At 64.7% G+C, this 21,867-nt stretch carries 18 protein-coding genes; 17 read left to right on the top strand and 1 reads right to left on the bottom strand.

Going from position 1 to position 21,867, the window contains the following annotated elements; genetic code table 11:
* Position 1 precedes the first annotated feature (1 nt).
* From art_RS04470 to nusB, 3 genes are all read left to right on the top strand, one after another.
* Positions 2–502: a lipopolysaccharide assembly protein LapB gene (locus tag art_RS04470; RefSeq protein WP_038462722.1), complete on the top strand. Its 501-nt coding sequence runs from the start codon at positions 2–4 to the stop codon at positions 500–502.
* A 309-nt stretch (positions 503–811) separates the two neighbouring features.
* The gene (efp, locus tag art_RS04465) at positions 812–1,375 is read left to right on the top strand and encodes an elongation factor P (RefSeq protein ID WP_038462720.1); all 564 of its coding nucleotides are present in this window, start codon (positions 812–814) and stop codon (positions 1,373–1,375) included.
* A gap of 14 nt (positions 1,376–1,389) precedes the next feature.
* Complete coding sequence (nusB, locus tag art_RS04460; RefSeq protein ID WP_038468700.1) at positions 1,390–1,821, top strand: transcription antitermination factor NusB; 432 nt, start codon at positions 1,390–1,392, stop codon at positions 1,819–1,821.
* 125 nt (positions 1,822–1,946) lie between these two features.
* Here nusB and art_RS04455 read toward each other — a convergent pair whose 3' ends face one another.
* Entirely contained in the window at positions 1,947–3,236 is a 1,290-nt protein-coding gene (locus art_RS04455; protein ID WP_038462718.1) for a PrsW family intramembrane metalloprotease, read from the bottom strand.
* A gap of 206 nt (positions 3,237–3,442) precedes the next feature.
* Between art_RS04455 and pyrR the strand changes: the two genes are divergently transcribed.
* The 14 genes from pyrR to art_RS04385 all read left to right on the top strand — a co-directional run bounded on the left by pyrR (position 3,443) and on the right by art_RS04385 (position 21,844).
* Positions 3,443–4,054 carry a bifunctional pyr operon transcriptional regulator/uracil phosphoribosyltransferase PyrR gene (pyrR, locus tag art_RS04450; protein WP_052135996.1) on the top strand — a complete coding sequence of 204 codons (612 nt, stop codon included), beginning with the start codon at positions 3,443–3,445 and terminating at the stop codon, positions 4,052–4,054.
* Positions 4,051–5,109 carry an aspartate carbamoyltransferase catalytic subunit gene (locus art_RS04445; RefSeq protein WP_052135995.1) on the top strand — a complete coding sequence of 353 codons (1,059 nt, stop codon included), beginning with the start codon at positions 4,051–4,053 and terminating at the stop codon, positions 5,107–5,109. Before pyrR ends, art_RS04445 begins: the two co-directional genes overlap by 4 nt.
* Positions 5,106–6,434: a dihydroorotase gene (locus tag art_RS04440; RefSeq protein ID WP_038462715.1), complete on the top strand. Its 1,329-nt coding sequence runs from the start codon at positions 5,106–5,108 to the stop codon at positions 6,432–6,434. Before art_RS04445 ends, art_RS04440 begins: the two co-directional genes overlap by 4 nt.
* Complete coding sequence (locus art_RS04435) at positions 6,431–6,955, top strand: hypothetical protein (RefSeq protein ID WP_038462713.1); 525 nt, start codon at positions 6,431–6,433, stop codon at positions 6,953–6,955. The genes art_RS04440 and art_RS04435 overlap by 4 nt, the downstream gene beginning before the upstream one ends.
* 2 nt (positions 6,956–6,957) lie before the next feature.
* Positions 6,958–8,169: a glutamine-hydrolyzing carbamoyl-phosphate synthase small subunit gene (gene carA, locus art_RS04430; RefSeq protein WP_052135994.1), complete on the top strand. Its 1,212-nt coding sequence runs from the start codon at positions 6,958–6,960 to the stop codon at positions 8,167–8,169.
* Entirely contained in the window at positions 8,169–11,477 is a 3,309-nt protein-coding gene (gene carB / locus art_RS04425; RefSeq protein WP_038462708.1) for a carbamoyl-phosphate synthase large subunit, read from the top strand. Before carA ends, carB begins: the two co-directional genes overlap by 1 nt.
* On the top strand, positions 11,470–12,348 hold the full coding sequence (pyrF, locus tag art_RS04420) for an orotidine-5'-phosphate decarboxylase (protein WP_038462706.1): 879 nt from the start codon (positions 11,470–11,472) through the stop codon (positions 12,346–12,348). Before carB ends, pyrF begins: the two co-directional genes overlap by 8 nt.
* On the top strand, positions 12,314–12,793 hold the full coding sequence (gene mihF, locus art_RS04415; RefSeq protein WP_367643760.1) for an integration host factor, actinobacterial type: 480 nt from the start codon (positions 12,314–12,316) through the stop codon (positions 12,791–12,793). The genes pyrF and mihF overlap by 35 nt, the downstream gene beginning before the upstream one ends.
* Positions 12,790–13,404: a guanylate kinase gene (gmk, locus tag art_RS04410; RefSeq protein WP_253901473.1), complete on the top strand. Its 615-nt coding sequence runs from the start codon at positions 12,790–12,792 to the stop codon at positions 13,402–13,404. The genes mihF and gmk overlap by 4 nt, the downstream gene beginning before the upstream one ends.
* A 35-nt stretch (positions 13,405–13,439) precedes the next feature.
* Positions 13,440–13,697 (top strand): DNA-directed RNA polymerase subunit omega, encoded by a 258-nt coding sequence (gene rpoZ / locus art_RS04405; RefSeq protein WP_038462701.1) that lies wholly within the window; start codon positions 13,440–13,442, stop codon positions 13,695–13,697.
* Positions 13,698–13,728: 31 nt separating this feature from the next.
* Positions 13,729–15,180 (top strand): phosphopantothenate--cysteine ligase family flavoprotein, encoded by a 1,452-nt coding sequence (locus art_RS04400; RefSeq protein WP_038468688.1) that lies wholly within the window; start codon positions 13,729–13,731, stop codon positions 15,178–15,180.
* A gap of 86 nt (positions 15,181–15,266) precedes the next feature.
* On the top strand, positions 15,267–16,469 hold the full coding sequence (gene metK / locus art_RS04395; protein WP_038462699.1) for a methionine adenosyltransferase: 1,203 nt from the start codon (positions 15,267–15,269) through the stop codon (positions 16,467–16,469).
* A 140-nt stretch (positions 16,470–16,609) separates the two neighbouring features.
* Positions 16,610–18,961 carry a primosomal protein N' gene (locus art_RS04390; protein ID WP_253901472.1) on the top strand — a complete coding sequence of 784 codons (2,352 nt, stop codon included), beginning with the start codon at positions 16,610–16,612 and terminating at the stop codon, positions 18,959–18,961.
* Positions 18,962–19,180: 219 nt separating this feature from the next.
* Entirely contained in the window at positions 19,181–21,844 is a 2,664-nt protein-coding gene (locus art_RS04385; RefSeq protein ID WP_157875145.1) for an HNH endonuclease signature motif containing protein, read from the top strand.
* Positions 21,845–21,867 lie beyond the last annotated feature (23 nt).

Raw genomic sequence — 21,867 nt, 5'->3', positions numbered from 1 at the left:
GATGGGGTTGAAGGACTGGCCCTCAGCAGGCTTCCCAGGCACGGCAGTCAACCCCGAAACGCTGTTGCCGGAGGTTGTTGACGCTGACGCCTGCACCGAGGCGCTGGCCCACTCCGGAGACGTTGGAGATGAAATCTTTGTCCTGCTAGCCCGCGGGTTGACGTCCGAGGCCGCCGACCTGGCCGCCGACGCCCGCCTGACCGACCCCGGCTCATTGCGCCTGCAGGTGCTCGATGCCGAGGTATTGCGCGCCAGCAAGCACTTCGACCGCGCCGAACGAATTCTCCGCGGACTCCTGCCGGAGGTTGCCGGCACCCCCATGGAGCCGTGGGTGTTCCAGCAACTGGGCAAGGTGCACTTCAGCAGCGGCCAATACGAGGCGGCGGCGAAGCAGTTCAGCCGGTCACTGGAACTTCGGGTGGCCTCCGGCTCGGACGCCACGGCCATCTACTCGGCCACCGTCTCACTCAAGCGCGCCCTGGACCTCGCCGAACGGGAATAGTCCCCACTTGCCGGCCCGATAAATCGCTGCCGCGATTTCCCGGGAACCTGGCAAGCGTGGCCCCACCCACGCCCTCCCGGCCCGGATTCTCCCATCCACGCGCACCCACTGGCCGGTCGTTCATTTGGACGTGTAACGCGGGTTGGTGGGGCGAAAGCGGACGGCGGCAGGCCGGCGTCGTGCTTCCATGGCGGGAAACAGTGGAACCGGACACCGGGGGAGGTGTGGCACATCATGCGGCGCAGCTCGGCGGTGTGCGGTAGTATGGTCAATGGATTTTTGATAACACTTATACGCTAAGAGGCTACTGTGGCAACGACTAACGATATTAAGAACGGCACCGTTCTCAAACTTGAAGGACAGCTCTGGAATGTGCTGGAATTCCAGCACGTCAAGCCGGGCAAGGGTGGCGCGTTCGTTCGTACCAAGATGCGCAACATCCTCTCCGGCAAGGTCGTGGACAAGACGTTCAACGCCGGTCTGAAGATTGAAACCGCCACGGTTGACCGCTCGGACTTCCAGTACCTGTACCAGGACGGCGAAGACTACGTGTTCATGGACCTGGACAACTACGACCAGATCACCGTGTCCGGCAAGACCGTTGGCGACGCCACGAACTACATGCTGGAAAACATCAACGTGACCATAGCGCTGCACGAAGGTTCGCCGCTGTACCTCGAGCTGCCCCCGTCCGTCCAGCTGCGTATCACCTACACCGAGCCGGGCCTGCAGGGCGATCGCTCCTCCGCCGGCACCAAGCCCGCCACGGTTGAGACCGGCCTGGAAATCCAGGTTCCCCTCTTCGTTGAGAACAACACCCTCGTCAAGGTCGACACCCGCGACGGCAGCTACTTGGGACGTGTCAGCGAGTAGTGGCAAGCACTCAAATCAGCCCGTCGGGCAAACCAAATTCGGCGCGAAGCAAGGCTCGGCGCCGTGCCTTGGACATCTTGTTCGAGGCGGAGCAGCGCGACGTCAGTGCCATGTCGGCCATGACGGCGCGGCGCGAAATCGCTGACCAAATCATCAACCTCTACACGGTGGACCTGGTCGAGGGCGTCACGGCCATGACCGAGAACATCGATGAGTTCCTGGCGACGTACTCGCAGGGCTGGACGCTGGAACGCATGCCCGCCGTCGACCGCATCATCCTGCGCATCGGCACCTGGGAGCTGCTCTACAACGACGACGTCCCCGACGCCGTCGCCGTGAGCGAAGCCGTGGAGCTGGCCAAGATGCTGTCAACGGATGAGTCCCCGCAGTTCATCAACGGACTGCTCGGCCGTCTGCAGCAGATCAAGCCGACCCTCTTGGCGTAGTCCCCACGGGCACCTCTTTTTGCACACTGACCCGCAGAAAACGGCGAAAAACACCGAATTTCACGTGTTTTCGTCGTTTTCTGCGGGTCATTTTCTTTTACGGCGTTGGCCGGCGCCGTCAGTTGTCAGCGTGTGAGGGCGGCACCGTGGCGGGCCAGGAGTTCGTGGCGCACCTGAACGAGTTCGCCCAGGAGTTCGGCTTCCTGTTCCTGGCCCGCTGCGAAGCGTGCCGCCGCGGACGGGCCCCGTGCGGCTTTCGCGTCAACGATCAGGCGCTGGCGCACAAAGGCCAGGCGGGTGGCCAGCCGGATGAACTCCTTCATGACGGGCCCTGCTGCGAAGGACTTTGACCAGGTCAAGGCACGACGGCGGCCGGCACCCGTTGCGAGCATCGGCACCTCCTGCGGTGTGAACCAGCCTGACGCCACATACTCACCGAGGCGTTGCCGGGTGAGCTTCGCCTCGGAACGGCGCAACAGGATGATGCCCACAATGAACAAGATGAACAGCGGCACCTGCAACACCACATACATGACAAAGAAGTTGGCACCGAGGAACGAGGTGGCGTTCCAGAGCCCGTGCAACAGCATGGCCGGGAGCAGTCCCACCACCCAGGCGCCAAGCACCAGTCGCGTGCCGCCGTAGCGGGCGGCCCAGCCGACGCAGATGCCGAGCATGGCGGTAAACATGACATGGGCGAACGGGGACATCATGCCCCTGACGATGAAGATTCCCACGAGCCCGCCAGCGGCACCGTCGGCTTCCTGCAGTGCCTGGCCAAAGTAAAGAATGTTCTCGGTGAAGGCGAACCCGGCAGCAATCAACCCCGCATAGACCAGCCCGTCGATGGGGCCGTCAAAGGTGCGTCGGCGCAGGAAAAACAGCAGGAGCAACCCCGCCCCCTTGCAGATCTCCTCCACCAGGGGTGCCTGGATGACGGCGCCCACCATATCGGCGTTGGCCGGGGAGTTCCCGTTCATGAGCAGCGGCTGCACCCAGCTGCCCAACACCAGTGTCGTCACGACGGCCATGCCGGCACCCCAGCAAAAGGCCACGATGAGGGCCGGCACCGGTTCAGGTTCCCACCGGTCGATCCACACCAGGCTGGCAACACAAATGCACAATGGAATGAGTGCCAGGGCACCACAAATCAAAAAAACGTTGACACCCAGTGAGCTGGCAAAGAAGGCCAGGGTGCCGACCATGACCAGCGCCAGCACGCACAGCAAAATGATGTTTGTCACCTTCAGTGACATGCCCCGGCGCCTGCCATGCGCGGCGGGGAGGGCCGCCTGGGACCAGCGGCCGGTGCCGTCGGGGTGGTCAAGGGCCGGTGCTGCTGGGCTGGAAAGAGGTGCCGGGGGAGCGCCGGGGGCGCCAGCAGCCGGGCTCTGCCAAGGTGTGGGTTCACTCATGGCTTCAACACTAGGGGCAGCCGCCGCACCCACAGAGCTGCCGCGCGGAACAATTTTCTGAGCTCTTGAGGCGCCGGTGCCGCCCGTGGCGACCGGTGTGGGGGCCCGTGGCAGACCTGGGCAGCAGCGGGCCCTGTGGTAGTTTAAAGTGTACGCATTCAACCTTTTAATTCCGTCCTGTGAGGCGGGGAAAGGGGACGCGAGAAATGAAGAATTCCTCTGAAGCTTTTGGGGACGTTCAGCAAACCTCGGCGCCGGTCACTGTGTCGCGTGTGGTTCTTGCCGCAGCAGACATTGAACGGGCGCTGACTCGTATCGCCTATGAGATTTTGGAAGCCAACAAGGGCGGCGCCAACCTGCTGCTCCTGGGCATCCCCCGCCGAGGATATCCCTTGGCCCAGCGCCTGGCCGCCAAGTTGGCCGCCAGCGATCCGGACATTGATCCCAGCGCCATTGTCGGCCAGCTTGACGTCACCATGTTCCGAGACGACCTGGCCCACCACCCCACCAGAGCACCCCAGCGCACCGAACTCCCGGCCTCCGGCATTGACGGAAAAACTGTGGTGCTCGTTGATGACGTGCTCTATTCGGGCCGCACCATCCGTGCAGCGCTGGACGCACTCGTGGATCTTGGCCGCCCCCGCGCCGTGCGCCTCGCCGTCCTCGTAGACCGCGGCCACCGCGAACTTCCCATCCGCGCAGACCACGTGGGCAAAAACCTGCCCACGTCCTCCAGTGAAAAAGTGCGGGTCAGGCTGTCGGAAATCGACGGCGGGGAACCCTCCAACGACGAAGTGGTCATTGAGGCCGGCGCATGAGGCATTTGCTGTCCACCGAACAACTCAAATACGAAAATGCCATCCAGATCCTCGACACGGCCCAGGAAATGGCTGCCGTGGGGGAGCGGGAGATCAAGAAGCTCCCGGCCCTGCGCGGACGCACCGTGGTGAACCTGTTCTTCGAGGACTCCACCCGCACCCGCATCTCCTTTGAGGCCGCCGCCAAGCGACTCTCCGCCGACGTCATCAACTTCGCCGCGAAGGGCTCCTCGGTGTCCAAGGGCGAATCGCTCAAGGACACGGCCCAGACCCTCGAAGCCATGAGCGCCGACGCAGTCGTCATCCGGCACTGGGCCTCCGGCGCCCCGGCGCAGCTGGCCAACTCCGGCTGGATCGACGCCGCCGTCATCAACGCCGGTGACGGCACGCACGCGCACCCCACCCAGGCTCTGCTGGACGCGTTCACCATGCGCGCCCACTGGGCCAAGCTCCAGGGCACGGCCTCGGTGGGAGCGGACCTTAAAGGCATGCGCGTGCTGATTGTCGGCGATGTGCTGCACTCCCGCGTAGCCCGCTCCAACGTGTGGCTGCTGCGCACACTCGGCGCCCACGTCACGTTGGTGGCGCCGCCCACCTTGCTGCCGGTCGGCGTCGAGCATTGGCCGTGCCAGGTCAGCTACGACCTCGACGCAGCGCTGGAAGCCGGCGTTGACGCGGTCATGATGCTGCGTGTGCAAGCCGAACGCATGAACGCCTCGTTCTTCCCCTCCACCCGCGAATATGCGCGGCGGTGGGGGTTCGACGACGCCCGCCTCGCCAAATTGGATGCCCTGAACCTCAAGGACACCATCATCATGCACCCCGGCCCCATGAACCGCGGCCTGGAAATTTCCTCCGCAGCCGCCGACTCCGCCCGCTCCACCGTGCTGGCCCAGGTCCGCAACGGTGTGTCGGTACGCATGGCCGCCCTGTACCTGCTGCTGTCCGGGGAAATGCGTGAAACCCCCGCCAAACTTGCAGTACCCGCCCAGCTCGCCCCGGCCACCATGCGCCAGACCGGCAACACCCTGCCGTCAGTAAAGGACCCTTCATGACTTCCCCGAGTTACTTGATTCGTTCAGCTTCCCTGTTGGGCAAGGACACCGCCGACATCCTGGTGCGTGACGGCGTCATCGCCGCAGTGGGGCCGGACCTGGCCGCCGCTGTGGTTGGCGATGCCACCGTGATCGACGCCAGCGCCCTGATTGCCCTGCCCGGCATGGTGGATCTGCACACCCACCTGCGCGAGCCCGGCCGAGAGGATGCCGAGACGGTGGAAACCGGCACCCGTGCCGCAGCCCTGGGCGGCTTCACCGCGGTCCATGCCATGGCCAACAGCTCGCCCGTCGCCGACACCGCCGGCGTGGTGGAGCAGGTTTACACACTGGGCCGCGAGTCCGGCTGGGTTGATGTGCGCCCCGTCGGCGCCGTGACCGTGGGCCTGGCCGGCAAGCAGCTGGCCGAGCTCGGTGCCATGGCCGATTCCCGTGCCCGCGTCCGCGTCTTCTCCGACGACGGCATCTGCGTCAGCGACCCCGTCATGATGCGCCGTGCCCTCGAGTACGTGAAAGCGTTCGACGGCGTGATCGCCCAGCACGCGCAGGAACCCCGACTCACGGAGGGCGCCCAGATGAACGAGGGCGTCGTCTCCGCCGACCTTGGCCTGGCCGGCTGGCCGGCCGTCGCCGAAGAGTCCATCATCGCCCGCGACGTCCTGCTGGCCCAGCACGTGGGCTCACGCCTGCACGTGTGCCACGTGTCGACGGCGGGCTCGGTGGAGATTATCCGCTGGGCCAAGGAACGCGGCATCTCCGTCACAGCAGAGGTCACCCCGCACCATCTGCTGCTGACCGAAGAACTGGTCCGCAGCTACAACCCCGTGTACAAGGTGAACCCGCCGCTGCGGGCAGACTCCGACGTGCACGCACTGCGTGCCGCCCTGGCCGACGGCACCATCGACATTGTCGGTACCGACCACGCCCCGCACCCCAGCGAGGCCAAGGAATGTGAATGGGCGTCCGCGGCCATGGGCATGACAGGCCTGGAAACCGCCTTGTCTGTGGTGCAGGAAACCATGATCGAGACCGGCCTGATGGGCTGGGCCGACTTTGCCCGCGTCACCTCCACCACGCCCGCACAGATCGGCCAGCTCGCCGACCAGGGCCGTCCGCTGGAAGTTGGCGAACCTGCCAACATCGTGCTGGTTGACCCTGCCGCCCGCTGGAACGTCGACCCGTCCGCCATGGCCACGAAAGGCCGCAACTCCCCGTTCGCCGGGCTGGAGCTGCCCGGCAAGGTCGTTGCCACGTTCTTCCACGGCCACCCCACGGTGCTCGGCGGCTTGCTGAACACCCCCTACAGGGCCGGCGCCGCCGCATGAGCAAGGAAGCACTGATAGTTATCTCCGCCGTGGTGCCCCTCGTGGCTATCGTGGCCCTGATGTGGCTGGGCTGGCGTGGGAAACTCAAGCGCCAGGCCGGGGTGGCCGGGTTGCCGGAGGTCCCGGACGGCCTCGGCACAGCCGTGATCAGCGTGCCGGGCCAATACGTGGTGACCACCTCCACAGGCGACTGGCTTGACCGGCTGGCTGTTCACGGACTTGGCATCCGCACTCCCGGCATCGCCAGCGTCCACCCGGACGGCGTCGTGATTGAGCGCCGGGGAGCACAGGACCTGTTCATCGCCAAGGACGCACTCACCAATGTGGGGACGCAGGCGGGAATGGCCGGTAAGTTTGTGGAGAAGGACGGCCTGATCGTCATCAGCTGGAATTTGGCGGACACCGAAGTTGACACCGGATTCCGCACTACCGAGGCCGGGGCAAAACGGCCCCTCATTGAAGCATTGCAGGCACTGCTGCCTGAAGACAGCGATACAAAGCGCAACGGAAAGAACAATTGAGAATGAGTGATGCAACTATGCCGGCACAGGCACTTTTGGTCTTGGAAGACGGTCGCACTTTCCGTGGCAGCAGCTACGGAGCACAGGGCACAGCCCTCGGCGAGGCAGTTTTTACCACCGGAATGACCGGTTACCAGGAAACACTGACGGACCCGTCCTACGCCCGCCAGTTGATCGTGCAGACGGCACCGCACATCGGCAACACCGGCGTGAACAAGGCGGACAATGAATCGGCGAAGATCTGGGCCGCCGGGTACATCGTGCGCGACGCCGCCCGCCGCGCCTCCAACTGGCGCAGTGAGGGAACGCTCGACGACGAACTCACCTCCCAGGGCGTCGTGGGCATCCAGGGAGTCGACACCCGCGCCATCACCCGCCACCTGCGTGAGCGCGGCACCATGAAGGCAGGCATCTTCTCCGGCGAGGGCGCAGCCCGCCCCGCCGCCGAGCTGGTCGCCGAGGTTGCCGCGCAGCCCTCCATGGCCGGCCTGCGCCTGGCCGAAGAGGTCAGCACCAAGAAGGCGTACGTCGTCGAACCGGCCGACCACGGCTGGACCGGTGAAACCCTGTTCACCATCGTCGCACTGGACCTGGGCATGAAGGCCATGACCCCGGCCCGTTTTGCCGAGCGCGGAGTGCGCCTGCACGTGCTGCCCGCCACCACCACCTTTGAAGAGGCGCAGGCGCTGAATCCCGACGGCGTGTTCATCTCCAACGGCCCCGGCGACCCCGCCACGGCCGACCGCCAGGTGGGCTTTGTCCGCAGCTTCCTCGAAGCAGGCGTGCCGTACTTCGGCATCTGCTTCGGCAACCAGATCCTGGGCCGCGCCCTGGGCTTTGGCACGTACAAGCTGCGCTACGGACACCGCGGCATGAACCAGCCCGTCCTTGACCGCAGCACCGGCAAGGTGGAAATCACCAGCCAAAACCACGGTTTCGCCGTCGACGCGCCGCTGGAAGGTGCCCCGCTGGCACCCGAGGACCGCTTCGGCCGGGTCGAGGTCAGCCACATCAGCCTCAACGACCAGGTTGTCGAGGGCCTGTCCTGCCTGGACATTCCCGCCTTCTCGGTGCAATACCACCCCGAAGCCGCGGCCGGCCCGCACGACGCCGCCTACCTGTTTGACCGGTTCATCAGCCTCATGGGTGATTACCAGAGCGCACAGAACAAGACCGCACAGAGCCAGACCACACAGAGCCAGGAAAACAAGTAATGCCAAAGAGGGAAGATCTTAAGTCAGTTTTGGTCATTGGCTCCGGCCCGATCGTGATTGGCCAGGCTGCCGAGTTTGACTACTCCGGCACCCAGGCGCTGCGTGTTTTGAAGGAGGAAGGCCTGCGGGTCATCCTCGTCAACTCCAACCCGGCCACCATCATGACGGACCCCGAGTTCGCCGATGCCACCTACGTTGAGCCCATCACCCCCGAGGTGATTGAGAAGATCATCGCCAAGGAGCGCCCGGACGCCATCCTGCCCACCCTCGGTGGCCAGACCGCGTTGAACGCCGCGATCGCACTGGATAAAAACGGGGTGCTGGCCAAGTACAACGTTGAGTTGATCGGTGCCAACATCGCCGCCATCGAGCTTGGCGAGGACCGCGAAAAGTTCAAGGGCGTCGTTGAGCGCTGCGGTGCCGAGTCGGCGCGCAGCCACATCATCCACACCATCGAGGAGGCCTTTACGGCCGCCGAAGACCTCGGCTACCCCATGGTCGTGCGCCCGTCCTTCACCATGGGCGGGCTGGGCTCCGGCCTGGCCTACACCCCGCAAGACCTCACCCGTATTGTGGGCCAGGGCCTGCAGTACAGCCCCACCACCGAGGTGTTGCTCGAAGAGAGCATCCTTGGCTGGAAGGAATACGAGCTGGAAATGATGCGCGACAAGAACGACAATGTCGTTGTTGTGTGCTCCATTGAAAACTTTGACCCGGTGGGCGTGCACACAGGCGACTCCATCACCGTGGCCCCTGCCATGACGCTGACGGACCGCGAATACCAGAACCTGCGCGACATCTCCATCGCCATCATCCGTGAGGTTGGCGTCGACACGGGCGGCTGCAACATCCAGTTCGCGATCGAACCCGACACGGGACGCGTCGTCGTCATTGAGATGAACCCGCGCGTCTCACGCTCCTCCGCACTGGCCTCCAAGGCCACCGGCTTTGCCATCGCCAAGATCGCCACGAAGCTCTCACTGGGCTACACCCTGGATGAGATCCCGAACGACATCACACAGAAAACCCCGGCCTCCTTCGAGCCCGCGCTCGACTACGTCGTTGTGAAGGTGCCCCGCTTCGCCTTCGAGAAGTTCCCCGCAGCGGATGACACCCTGACCACCACCATGAAGAGCGTCGGCGAAGCCATGGCCATGGGCCGCAACTTCACCGAGGCACTCCAGAAGGCGCTGCGCTCACTGGAGCAGAAGGGTGCCAGCCTCGACTTCAAGACCGTCAACGCACTGGATGTGCCGGAGCTGATTGAGCTCTCCAAGCGCCCCACCACCGAGCGCCTCGGCCAGGTCCAGCGGGCCCTCCTCGGCGGCGCCACCATCGAGGAACTCTACGAGGCAACAGGCATTGACCCCTGGTTCCTTGACCAGCTGGTGCTGCTGAACGAAATCTCCGCCACCATCCGCCAGTCCACCGCACTGACCCCGGAAATGCTGAAACTAGCCAAGCGCCACGGCTTCTCCGACGTCCAGATCGGCGAGCTGACGCACAACTCCGAGGCGGTGGTGCGCGGCGTCCGCCAGGCACTGAACATCCGCCCCGTGTACAAGACGGTGGACACCTGTGCCGCCGAATTCGCCGCGTACACCCCGTACCACTACTCCAGCTACGACGAGGAGGACGAGATTGCGCTGCACGAAAAGCCGTCCGTCATCATCCTCGGCTCGGGCCCCAACCGCATCGGCCAGGGCATCGAGTTTGACTACTCCTGCGTGCACGCCTCCATGGCGCTGCGCAAGGCCGGCTACGAGACCGTCATGGTCAACTGCAACCCGGAAACCGTCTCCACCGACTATGACGTCTCCACCCGCCTGTACTTTGAACCGCTGACCCTCGAGGACGTCCTTGAAATCATTGCGGCCGAAGAGCGCACCGGTGGCGTCATGGGCGTGTTCGTGCAGCTTGGCGGGCAGACCCCGTTGAAGCTGGCTCAGGAACTGGCCGACGCCGGTGTGCCCATCCTGGGCACGTCCCCGGAAGCCATCGACCTGGCCGAGCACCGCGGCATGTTCTCCCGCGTGCTCGACGAGGCGGGCCTGATCGCGCCGAAGAACGGCACTGCCGTGTCCTTCAACGACGCCAAGAAGATCGCGGATGAGATCGGTTACCCCGTCCTGGTTCGCCCGTCCTACGTTCTGGGCGGCCGTGGCATGGAGATCGTCTATGACGAGGCCAACCTGTCCCGTTACATCAAGAACGCCACCGAGATCACCGAGGCGCACCCGGTCCTCATCGACAGGTTCTTGGAAGACGCCATCGAGATTGACGTTGACGCGCTCTTTGACGGCAAGGACATGTACCTTGGCGGCATCATGGAGCACATCGAAGAGGCCGGCATCCACTCGGGCGACTCCGCCTGCGTGCTGCCCCCCATCACCCTGGGCAAGGACGTGCAGGAGCGTGTCCGCACGGCCACCCGCGCCATCGCCGAGGGCGTGGGCGTGCGCGGGTTGATCAACATCCAGTTCGCCCTGGCCGCCGACATCCTCTACGTGCTCGAGGCCAACCCGCGCGCCTCCCGCACCGTGCCGTTCGTCTCCAAGGCGACCGGCGTGCAGATGGCCAAGGCCGCAGCCCTGATCGGCGTCGGTGTGTCCATCGCGCACCTGCGCAGCGTCCACCACATCCTGCCCGAGGTGGGCGACGGCGGAAACCTGCCCGACAACGCCCCGGTCGCCGTGAAGGAAGCAGTCCTGCCCTTCAACCGCTTCCGCACCCCGGAAGGCCACGTTGTGGACTCCCTGCTCGGGCCCGAAATGCGTTCCACGGGTGAGGTCATGGGCATTGACAAGCACTTTGACACGGCCTTCGCCAAGAGCCAGGCCGCAGCCAACGGCGCTCTGCCCGTTGACGGCAAGGTCTTCGTCTCGGTGGCCAACCGCGACAAGCGCTCCATCATCATGGCCGTCAAGCGCCTCGTCGACCTGGGCTACGAGATTGTTGCCACCGGCGGTACGGCCGACGTCCTGCGCCGCAATGGCATCGCCTCCACGACTGTTCGCAAGATCAGCCAGGAAAGCGCCAACTCGGACGATCAGAGCATTGTGGACCTCATTAACAACGGTGAGATCGACATGATCTTCAACACCCCTTCAGGCGGCCAGGCCCGCGGAGACGGCTACGAGATCCGGGCAGCGGCAGTCTCCAACGGCCGTCCCTGCATCACCACGGTGGCCGAGTTCAACGTTGCCGTTCAGGCCATGGAGGCGTTGCGCTCCTACGAATGGGACGTCACGAGCCTGCAGGAGCACGCACTGGTCCTGGCGGCAGGGCTGGCAGCACAGAATGCCTAGCTCCTCCAAGCACGACGGCGGGTCCCCGGCTCCTGCTGCTGGCCGCGCACCTTTTGGTGTCCGGCTCGCCGCCGCCATGACGGCTCGCGGACCCCTGTGTGTGGGCATCGACCCGCACCCGGGCCTGCTGGCCGCCTGGGGGCTGGCGGACAACGTCCAGGGCCTGCGCAGCTTCTCCCTCACCGTGTTGGAGGCGGTGGCCCCCCTCGCCGCCGCCATCAAGCCGCAGGTGGCGCTCTATGAGCGCCACGGCTCGGCCGGCCTGGCCGTCCTGGAGGAGCTGCTGGCAGCGTCCACCGAGGCGGGCATGCTGAGCATCGCCGACGCCAAGCGTGGGGACATTGGCTCCACCATGGCCGGCTATGCCGACGCCTGGCTGCGCGACGGCTCGGCCCTGGCGGCGGACGCGGTCACACTGAGCCCGTACCTGGGCTTTGAGTCGCTGCGTCCAGCGCTGGACATGGCCGCGGCGAACGGCCGCGGCGTGTTCGTGCTGGCCCTGACGTCCAACCCGGAGGGCGCCTCGGTGCAGCACGTGGGCGGGCACGAATCGGTGGCCAAACGCATTGTCCAGGCGTCGGCGCAAGAGAACCAACGCTACGCGGAGCAGGCACTGGGCTCCGTTGGTTTGGTGGTCGGTGCAACCGTCGGGACGGCCCTGGCCGACCTCGGGATTGACCTGGCAGCAGTGCACGGGCCGATCCTGGCGCCCGGCCTGGGCGCACAAGGTGCCACCGGGGCCGAGATGCGGACCACCTTCGGCACCGCCTACCCGGCAGTGTTGGCAACCTCCAGCCGCGGCATTCTTGCCGCCGGCCCGGAGGTGGCAGCCCTGCGTGTGGCCACCGAGGCCACCTTGTCCGGGCTGTAACCGGCCTTGGCCCCTGGCTGATGTCCAGGGCCAATTGATTTGCATCCCCGGTGCGGATAGGTTCGATGCAATAACGTCGCAACCACCCGCACCGGGGACAGCCATTAAACAGGGAGCCTTTTTCGTGAAATTGCCGCAGTTGTCCCCGCAGGATCGCGCAGACGCACGGCTCAAGGCTTTGGCGGCAAGGGCATTGCGATCGCAAGTAAAACAAGAATTGAAAACTGGCCAGAGAACTGTGGCGACCGTCCTGGAGGCGGCAGCCGCGGAACCCGCCCTGGACAGACTTAAAGTGTGTGAATTATTGGAAGCCCTTCCGGGCATTGGAAAGGTACGTGCAACTGTGATCATGAGCGAGCTGGGGATAGCCCCAACCCGCAGGGTGCGTGGCCTGGGCGTGCACCAGCGCCGGGCCCTGGTGGACTACCTGGGAGACAAGCCGTGAGCGACGTCGCAGTGCCGGGTGAAAACACCACCCGCAGCAAGGCCCGCAGCGGCGTGACAGTCCTGGCCGGGCCCACCGCCGTCGGCAAGGGCACCGTGTCAACGTTCATCCGCGACAACTACCCGGACGTGTGGCTGTCCGTTTCGGCAACCACCCGCACGGCGCGCCCGGGCGAGGAAGAGGGAGTGCACTACTTCTTCAAGTCCGCCGACGAGTTTGACTCGCTCGTTGAGCAAGGCGACCTGCTCGAATGGGCTGTCGTGCACGGCGTCAACCGCTACGGCACCCTGCGCAGCACGGTTCAGGCCGCCGTTGACGACGGGAAATCGGTGCTCCTGGAGATCGATTTGCAGGGTGCCCGACAGGTTAAGGAGGCCATGCCGGAGGCAGATTTTGTGTTCCTGGCACCGCCCAACTGGGAAGAATTGGTCCGCCGATTGGTGGGACGCGGCACAGAAAGCGCCGAAGAACAGCACCGCCGCCTGGAAACGGCTAAACTGGAACTTGCTGCCGCGCCGGAATTTGATTATGTCATCGTCAACGATGATGTCAGCCGGGCTGCAGCGGCGCTGGTTGATCTGATGGGGCTCACCCCTCATCACCTTGCATAACTTGTACCACCCCTTTCAATTTTTTGGAGAAGTAATTGACTACACAACCCGAAGGCATCATCAATCCCTCGATCGATTCACTGCTTGAAGCAGCCGACTCGAAGTACGGACTGGTCATCTTTGGTGCAAAGCGCGCACGCCAGATCAACGCCTACTACGCACAGCTCCACGAGGGCCTGTTTGAGTACGTTGGCCCCCTCGTTGACACGAAGCTGAACGAGAAGTCCCTCTCAATCGCCTTCCGTGAAATCGACGAGGGCCTGTTGGTCTCCACACCCGTCGAGACCGTCTAAGCAGCGTTTACGAGCTGCCACGGTGTCCCAGTTGAATATCGTTCTCGGTGTAGGCGGCGGTATCGCCGCCTACAAGTCCGCCCTCCTGCTCAGGCTTTTCACTGAGGCGGGCCACCGCGTCACAGTCATCCCCACCGACGCGTCCACGAAGTTTGTGGGCGTTGCCACGTGGGAAGCCCTTAGCGGGCGGCCTGTCACGAACGATGTTTTTGACGCCGTGGACCAGGTCAACCATGTCCGTATTGGCCATGAAGCGGATTTGATCGTTGTGGCCCCGGCAACTGCAGACCTTTTGGCCAAGGCTGCCGGCGGCCACGCCAACGACCTCCTGACCACCACCTTGCTCATGGCCCGCGGGCCGGTGCTTTTTGCCCCGGCGATGCACACCGAAATGTGGCAGCACGCCTCAACGGTGGCGAATGTGGCCACGCTGCGTTCGCGCGGCGTGCACGTGCTGGATCCGGCCGTCGGGCGCCTCACCGGTCCCGACACCGGCCCCGGCCGCCTCCCTGAGCCGGAGGCGATCTTCGCCGCCGCGATGGCGCTGGTTAGGGAGCCTGCCGGTTCCCCCGTGAAGCACGACGACGGGTCCCCGGCATCCGCTGCGGACCCGGCTGCCGCCGTCGTTCCTGACGGGGTTGGTGTTCCCGACGAGGCTGGTGTTCTCGACGAGGCTGACAGTGCTGACCGGGCTGCCGTCCTCGTCCCGGACCAGGGCCGTGACGGTGCTCCGGCACCTGACGCAACCACCCAGGGCGACCTGGCTTCCGGGGCTGCCGCCATGACCGGCCCGCTGTCCGGGAAGCTGGTGCTCATTACCGCCGGCGGCACCCGCGAACCGCTCGATCCCGTACGGTACCTGGGCAATAAATCCTCCGGCAAGCAGGGCGTTGCCCTGGCCGAGGCCGCTCTGGCGGCGGGTGCCCGAGTCACCATGATCCACGCACCCATGGACGTGCCGGCACCTGCGGGAGCCGCGCTGCAGGCCATTGAAACGGCCCTGGAGCTGCGCTCGGCAACGCTCGCCGCGGCAGCAACCGCCGATGTGGTCATCATGGCCGCTGCGGTGGCGGACTTCCGTCCGGCCAACATTTCCACCGGCAAGATCAAGAAGCGCGACAACGTTGCCGACCCGGTCATCACACTGGTCCGCAATCCCGATATTTTGGCGGAAATCGTTGCCCACCGTTCAGCCCAAAACCAGCAGCAGCTCATCGTTGGATTTGCCGCGGAAACCGGGGATGCCGAGGCCGACGCCCGCACCTATGCGCAGGCCAAACTGCGACGCAAGGGCTGCGACCTCCTCGTGGTCAACGAAGTGGGGCCGGGCGAATCCGGCACCGAACGCGTTTTTGGCCAGGACACCAACCACGTCGAGATTTTGGCCTTGGACGGTGCCAGCCCCGTGCAAGCCGGCGGCACGAAGCGCCAGGTGGCTGACGCCGTCGTGCAGGTCATTGCACGGCGACTCGCGGCACAATAAGTACGTTTCCGCCAATTTTGTCGAATATGTGACCGCCCAAGTCCAGCGGCCGCCACCTGCACCATAAATCCAAGTAAAGTAGAACCGTGACTTCAGTAAATCCCTTGCGCCTGTTTACCTCCGAATCCGTGACGGCGGGCCACCCAGACAAGATCTGTGACCAGATCAGTGACGCCATCCTCGATGCCCTGCTGGCTGAGGACCCGGATTCCCGTGTGGCCGTTGAAACCATGGCCACCACCGGACTGGTCCATGTTGCGGGCGAGGTGACCACCAATGCCTATGTTGAAATTCCGCAGATCGTGCGCAACACCATTCTGGACATTGGCTATGACTCTTCAGCGAACGGCTTTGACGGTGCCCGGTGCGGTGTTTCGGTCTCCATCGGCCAGCAGTCGCAGGACATTTTCGACGGCGTTTTCAACTCCCTTGAGGTTCGTGAGGGCACGGCCGTGGACGAGGACGACGCCCAGGGCGCCGGCGACCAAGGGCTCATGTTTGGCTACGCCAGCAACGAGACCGCCTCCTACATGCCCACGCCGATCTACCTGGCGCACCGTCTCTCCGAACGCCTGACGGATGTGCGCAAGTCGGGCGAACTGGCCTACCTGCGCCCCGACGGCAAAACCCAGGTGACCATCGGCTATGACGGTGACGTGCCCGTTTCCGTGGACACCGTGGTGATTTCCAGCCAGCATGCAGAGGGCACCTCACTCGAGCAGCTGCGTGCCGATCTGGCCGAATATGTGATCAATCCTGTCATGGCCGCCTCGGGCCTTGACCTGTCAGCCATGAAGTCGCATCTGAACCCGGCAGGACCGTTCGTTGTGGGCGGCCCTGTGGGCGACGCGGGGTTGACCGGCCGCAAGATTATCGTCGACACATATGGCGGCATGGCCCGCCACGGTGGTGGCGCGTTCTCCGGCAAGGATCCGTCAAAGGTTGACCGTTCAGCCGCCTACGCCATGCGCTGGGTCGCCAAGAACGTGGTGGCCGCCGGCCTTGCCACACGTGCCGAGGTGCAGGTTGGCTACGCGATCGGTGTTGCCCGTCCGGTCGGCATCTACGTTGAGACGTTCGGCACCGAAACGGTGGACCCGCGCCGCATCGAAGCAGCCATCTCGGCCGTCTTTGATTTGCGACCGCGCCCCATCATCCGCGACCTTGACCTCAAGCGCCCCATTTACGCGAAGACTGCTGCGCACGGCCACTTCGGCCGCGACGATCCCGACTTCACGTGGGAAAATCTTGACCGGGTCGACGCGCTGAAGGCGTTCTTCAACGCCTGAGCACCCAGTTATCCACAGCTAAGCGCTGTCCACAGCCAAGCACAGTGCACCGACTCCTTTGTCAGTGGGCTGTGCTTAGCTTGTTTTAGCGGCAATTCCTTGAATGGCTGTTTTCGAGCTACACACTTTGGGAGGACTTCATGGACGATGCACTGAACCATGCGGATCCTGGCCATGGGGATCGACACCGTGATGCCCCCCTCCTTGGAGAGCCGGGGCATTCCGACTCCGGCCACTCCGACCTGGCTGAGGGTGTGCAACTGAGCCTGCTCAGCGGATTTGTCGCCAAGGAGCGCATGGCGGACCCCCACAGCGGAGTGGTTCTGGCGCACCACCTGCCCGTCGCCCAGGTCGTCATAGATTCGCCGCTGCCTCATTTGGACCGGCTCTTTGACTATTCCGTCCCCCTGGAGCTTGACGCCGAGGCGCAGCCGGGTGTGCGGGTGCGGGTCAAGTTCTCCGGCCAGGACCTCAACGGCTTCCTGGTGGCGCGCATTGCCGTTTCTGAAAGTGACCGGCTCGTGCCCCTGTCGCGGGTTTATTCGGCCGTTCCGGTGCTGGCGCCTCAGGTCCTGGAACTGGCGCACAGGGTTGCGGCCCGCTACTGCGGCATCGTGGCCGACGTGCTGCGGGTGGCCGTCCCGCCCCGTGTGGCCAGCCTGGACAAGGTCTACCTGAAGAAGGCGGCCGACGATGCCACGCAGGCCGATGTTTCTGCGGCCGGGGCAGGGTCTGGTGCAGCCTCAGCCTCAGCCGCTGGCGCTGGTGCTGGTGCTGGTGCTAGTGCTGGTGCTGGTGCTGGTGCTGGTGATGGTGTCCGCGCCGTTGCAGATGCCCATGCCGCGTCCGGGGCCGCGTCCGGTACCCCTCTGGAGCCGCCCGCGGCCGCCAAGCCCGGGCACTCGCTCTTTGCCGATTATCCCCATGCCGAGGATTTCCTGACGCAGCTGGCCATGGGTGCCAGCCCTAAGGGCGTCTTGGGTGCCTTGAGCGGCTTTGGCGCCCACTCATGGCAACACCAGATCGCCCAGGCTGTGGCCTATTGCCAGTTGTCCGGCCGCGGGGCCATCGTTGTCGTGCCGGACCTGCGTGACCTGGAACTTCTGGAGCGTGCCTTTGCCGACGTGCTGCCCGAGGGCAGCTTTGTGAAACTGACGGCGGACGACGGTCCCAGCCTGCGCTACGCCAATTTCCTGCGGGTGCTTTCCGGAGATGTGCGCATTGTTATTGGCACCCGCTCTGCTGCCTACGCCCCTGTGGCAGATCTGGGCCTTGTCTGCTGTTGGGACGACGGCGACGAGCTGCACGTCGAGCGGCGCGCCCCGTACCAACACAGTCGTGACGTGCTGCTGCTGCGCTCCGAGGTGGAGGGTGCCGCTGTCCTGATGGCCGGACACAGCCGCAGCAGTGAATCCCAGCGCTTGGTCGCCACGGGTTGGGCACAGGAAATTGTTGCCGCGCGCCCCTCCGTTCGAAAGGCCACCGCCCGGGTCATCAGCACCTCGGATTCGTTTGAGCAGGAACGGGACCCGGCCGCTGCCCTGGCGCGGCTGCCGCACAGGGCCTGGGCCACGGCGAAGGCGGCCCTGAAGTTCGGACCCGTATTGGTGCAGGTGGCGCGGACTGGGTACGCGCCGGGACTTGCCTGCCAGCGTTGCCGTGAGGTGGCCAGGTGCCGGCACTGCACGGGGCCGCTCATGCAGTCGCGGGCGCCGGGATCCACCTCGACCATGGTGACGTGCAAGTGGTGCGGACAGGCCGAGACGGCATTCAGCTGCAGCACCTGCGGCTTCCAGCAGCTGCGGGCCATCGCCGTCGGGGCTTTGCGCACTGCCGAAGAGCTGGGCCGAGCGTTCCCGTCGGTGCCCGTTGTTTCATCCTCTGGCGACCATATCAAGGCCACCGTGCCGGACCGGCCCGCCATTGTTGTGGCAACCATTGGTGCCGAACCTGTTGCGCCCCGTGGCTATGCGGCGGCCCTGCTGCTCGACGGAGATTCCATGCTCCGGCGCGAATCCCTGCGGGCGGGGGAGGAGACGCTGCGCCGCTGGATGAACGCCGCGGCTCTCGTTCGGCCGGCGCAGGATGGCGGGATTGTGGTGGTCACGGCGGAGGAATCGGTGGAAGTCTCGGCCCTGGTCCGCTGGGATCCGGCGGGCCATGCCGAGCGTGAGTTTGCCCTGCGTCACGAACTGGGACTGCCGCCGGCCATGCGTCTCGCCTCATTGACCGGACGCGAAGGCGATGTTGCTGCGTTCCAGGCCGCCTTGAAACTCCCCGGCGCCGTGCGCAGCATCGGCCCCGCTCCCGTGCCTTCCCCGGCGGTAGGCCCGGGTGCCGACGAGGTCCCCGACTACCGGACCATCCTGCTCTTTCCCTATTCCATGGCGGCCGCCGTCACCGCCGACATGCGGGCACTGAAGGTCTCCAATGCCGCCCGCCGCATCGGCTCGCCAGTTCAGGTCCGCTGCGACGGGCTCGACGTGTTGTAGCTTTTCTGTTCAGAGCCTCCGTTGTCCTGTGATGGACGACGGCGACTCCAGCGCTAAGCGTCCATCGCTTCTTCGGACACGGCACCATTTAGTGCCCTGTTTCTCCCGACGCCGCAGCACCGCCTATTGGCTGGTTTTGTCGTGGTTTCCATAACATGCTTCGAAATATTGTTCTAGGAACTATTGCGTTCTTGTTACGGTGAGCGTAGTGTTGTTTTTATGAGTAGTCGGGCGTTTGTCCCCGGGGACCGGGACGAGGAAGCAGCCGCACAGGGTGTGGCTGCACTGATTGCCGGGATTACGCTTCCTTCTATTGAACGCTTTGGGTCTGACAATGTTGCCCTGTCGGGGTTGCCTGATTGTGTGTTGTTTCCCTTTCCTGATCCGGAGCCGCCGAGTCGTGCGTCGGTGGCGCGGTGGGTGATTGCCGATGGGATGGCTTCGTTGGATGAGATTCGGGTGTTGGAGAATGCCGTGGCGGCGTCGAAGGCGGCGGTGGTGGATCGGATTCTCGGGGCGTTGGCGGTGGAATCGGAGGCGACCGGGTTGAGTCGATACCAGACCGGGATGGCTGAGACGGGTTGCGTGGCAGAGATCGCGGCAGCACTGGGCATCCCCGAACGCACCGCGGCCGCCCTGTCCGCCCACGCTGTGAACTTACAGGAGCATCCGAAGACCTGGGCGGCACTGGGGTTGGGCGTGTTGTCTTGGCGGCATGCGCTCACTATTTTGAATGAGTTGGGCACTCTGGGTGAGACTCCTCAGGTGTCGGTCGAGGACGCGGCCGTGTTTGAGGGACGGTTGTTATTGCTGGCTGAGGGGACCACGGCGTTGAGGTTCGCCAACAAGGCCCGGCAGGCGCGGGAGTCATTGTTCCCGGACTCGTTGGATGCCCGGGTGAAGGAAGCCTTCCGGGGCCGGAAGATCACCAATGATCCGGGCAGGGACGGGATGAATTGGGTGGAGTTGCATATTCCCACGATCGCGGCGAACGCGATCATGGTCCATTGCACCCGGGCGGCCCGGGCCGTCAAGGCCGACGCTCTGGAACGCCAGCGTGAGGCCGTCGCCTCTGGTTCCGGAGAAGACTGTACCGAGTACCGGACGCTGGACCAGCTCCGTGCCGACATCGCCTCCATCTTGCTGATGGGTCAGGAACTTCCGGCCAACGCCCGCCACACCACCCAGAACCAGAACACGAACCCTGACCGGGACCGCAACGGTTCCCCTGGTCGAAACGGTTCCCGCGGTCACAACGAGACCGGAGACGAAAGCTCTGACGGTGCCGGTTATCGTACGGGCTTCGGAGGCACCGCGAGCACCGGCGGCAGTGCCGGTTTCACCGACAGTCCCAACCATGGCGGCCGTGATGGCAATCCCAGACCGGAGGGTCATGAGGGCAGTGCCAGTGTGGGTGATGGGGTGGTTATCAGTGGTTTTGGCCGGGGCTCGAACGAGGCGAATCAGGGCGTGGGGTATGTTCCGTTTGGGGAGAAGTCTGCGTTTGGGGTGACCCTGGAGGATGAGGAGCCGCCCTGGGCTCATGGGTTGCCGGACCCGGTACACAGTGAGGTGCAGTTGCCGGAATTGACCGGCCCCACCCCGAAGAGCCAGCGAAGCAGCGATACCGGCCAGTCCGCCAGGGCGCAGCTCAGCATAGGCGACGCTGGGGTTGGGGGCGGGGGAGAGTCCGATGGCGAAGCTCTGCGGGAAACCCTGGAAACATCAGGCTACCCAGACGCTGACCCAGACGCCGACTCCGACGCCCATGCTGATGCCGTCGCTGACGAGGGGCCGCTCGAGGGAACAGTGGTGTCAACCGGCAGCGGTGATGATGACAGCGGCGGTCCTGCTGCCAGCCACACTGGCGCCCGCGCTGCTGGTCACCCCGCAGAATCTTCTGCTGAGCATGGTGGTGGTGCCTCGGGTAGCCACGGGGCAGGTCCCGCCGATGGCAGCGCCGGTCATGATGATGTGCCGGTGGAAGGGTTTTTGGTTGGTGACGGTTCCGGGTATGTGGATGGTCGGGTGGATGGGATTGCTGAGCAACCGCTGCGGGAGTCACAGGAGCAGGAGGCCTATCTGGAACAACTCACCCGTTTGGGTGGGTATCCGGTGTTGCTGGATCCGCCGATGCCCAAGGCGCTGGTGTTGGTGAAGGTTTCGTTCCTGGGGTTGCTGGGCATCACGGATGAACCGGCGGAACTTGATGACAGTACTGCCGGGCCGGTGCCGTTGGAGATCGCCAGGAAGCTGTTGTCCGGCTCGAACACGTTCTTGCGGGTGCTCACGGACCCGATCACGGGGGAGGCGTTGCCGTTGGAGCCGCAGCGGTACACGTTGAAAGATTCGGAGCGGTCCGTGCTACAGGCGTTGGCCGGTGGCTGCTATTTCCCGAATTGCACGAACCCGGTGATGGATACCGAGCTGGATCATGTACAAAGTTTCGACTCCGGTGGGAAGAGCACCATGGAGAACCTGTTCCCGGCGTGCCGGAAACATCATGCGCTGAAGCACTTCAAAGACGACAAGGACCGCAAGGGCAATCTGCGTCGGTGGGCGGAGCCGTGGCGGACCGGGCTCCGCCTGCACGGCTGGACACCCAGGCTCTGTGGTGACGGCCGGGTGGGGTGGGTGTCACCGTCCGGGACGTACCGGGCCCCTGAATGCATCAAACTCCAGCGCCCGGCCTACCCGAAATGGTTGAAGAAGCGCCTGGACAAGGCCCTCACCACCCCCGAGGGCAGTCAGCCCATGGACATGCCAGCCGCGAGCACGCAACCTGAGAATTCCCGTCCCGGTGGCAGGAGCCCGGACCATGCAGACCTTGCCAGCCCGCTGGAACGCAGCATCTTCAAATACCTCCGGACGCACGCGAAATAGCCGCGAAATAACACCGCAACGTT

The organism is Arthrobacter sp. PAMC 25486, from assembly GCF_000785535.1.
Lineage (GTDB): Bacteria > Actinomycetota > Actinomycetes > Actinomycetales > Micrococcaceae > Specibacter.
The sequence above is the reverse complement of the archived record's forward strand: the minus strand, read 5'-3'. Positions and strand labels throughout refer to the sequence as shown.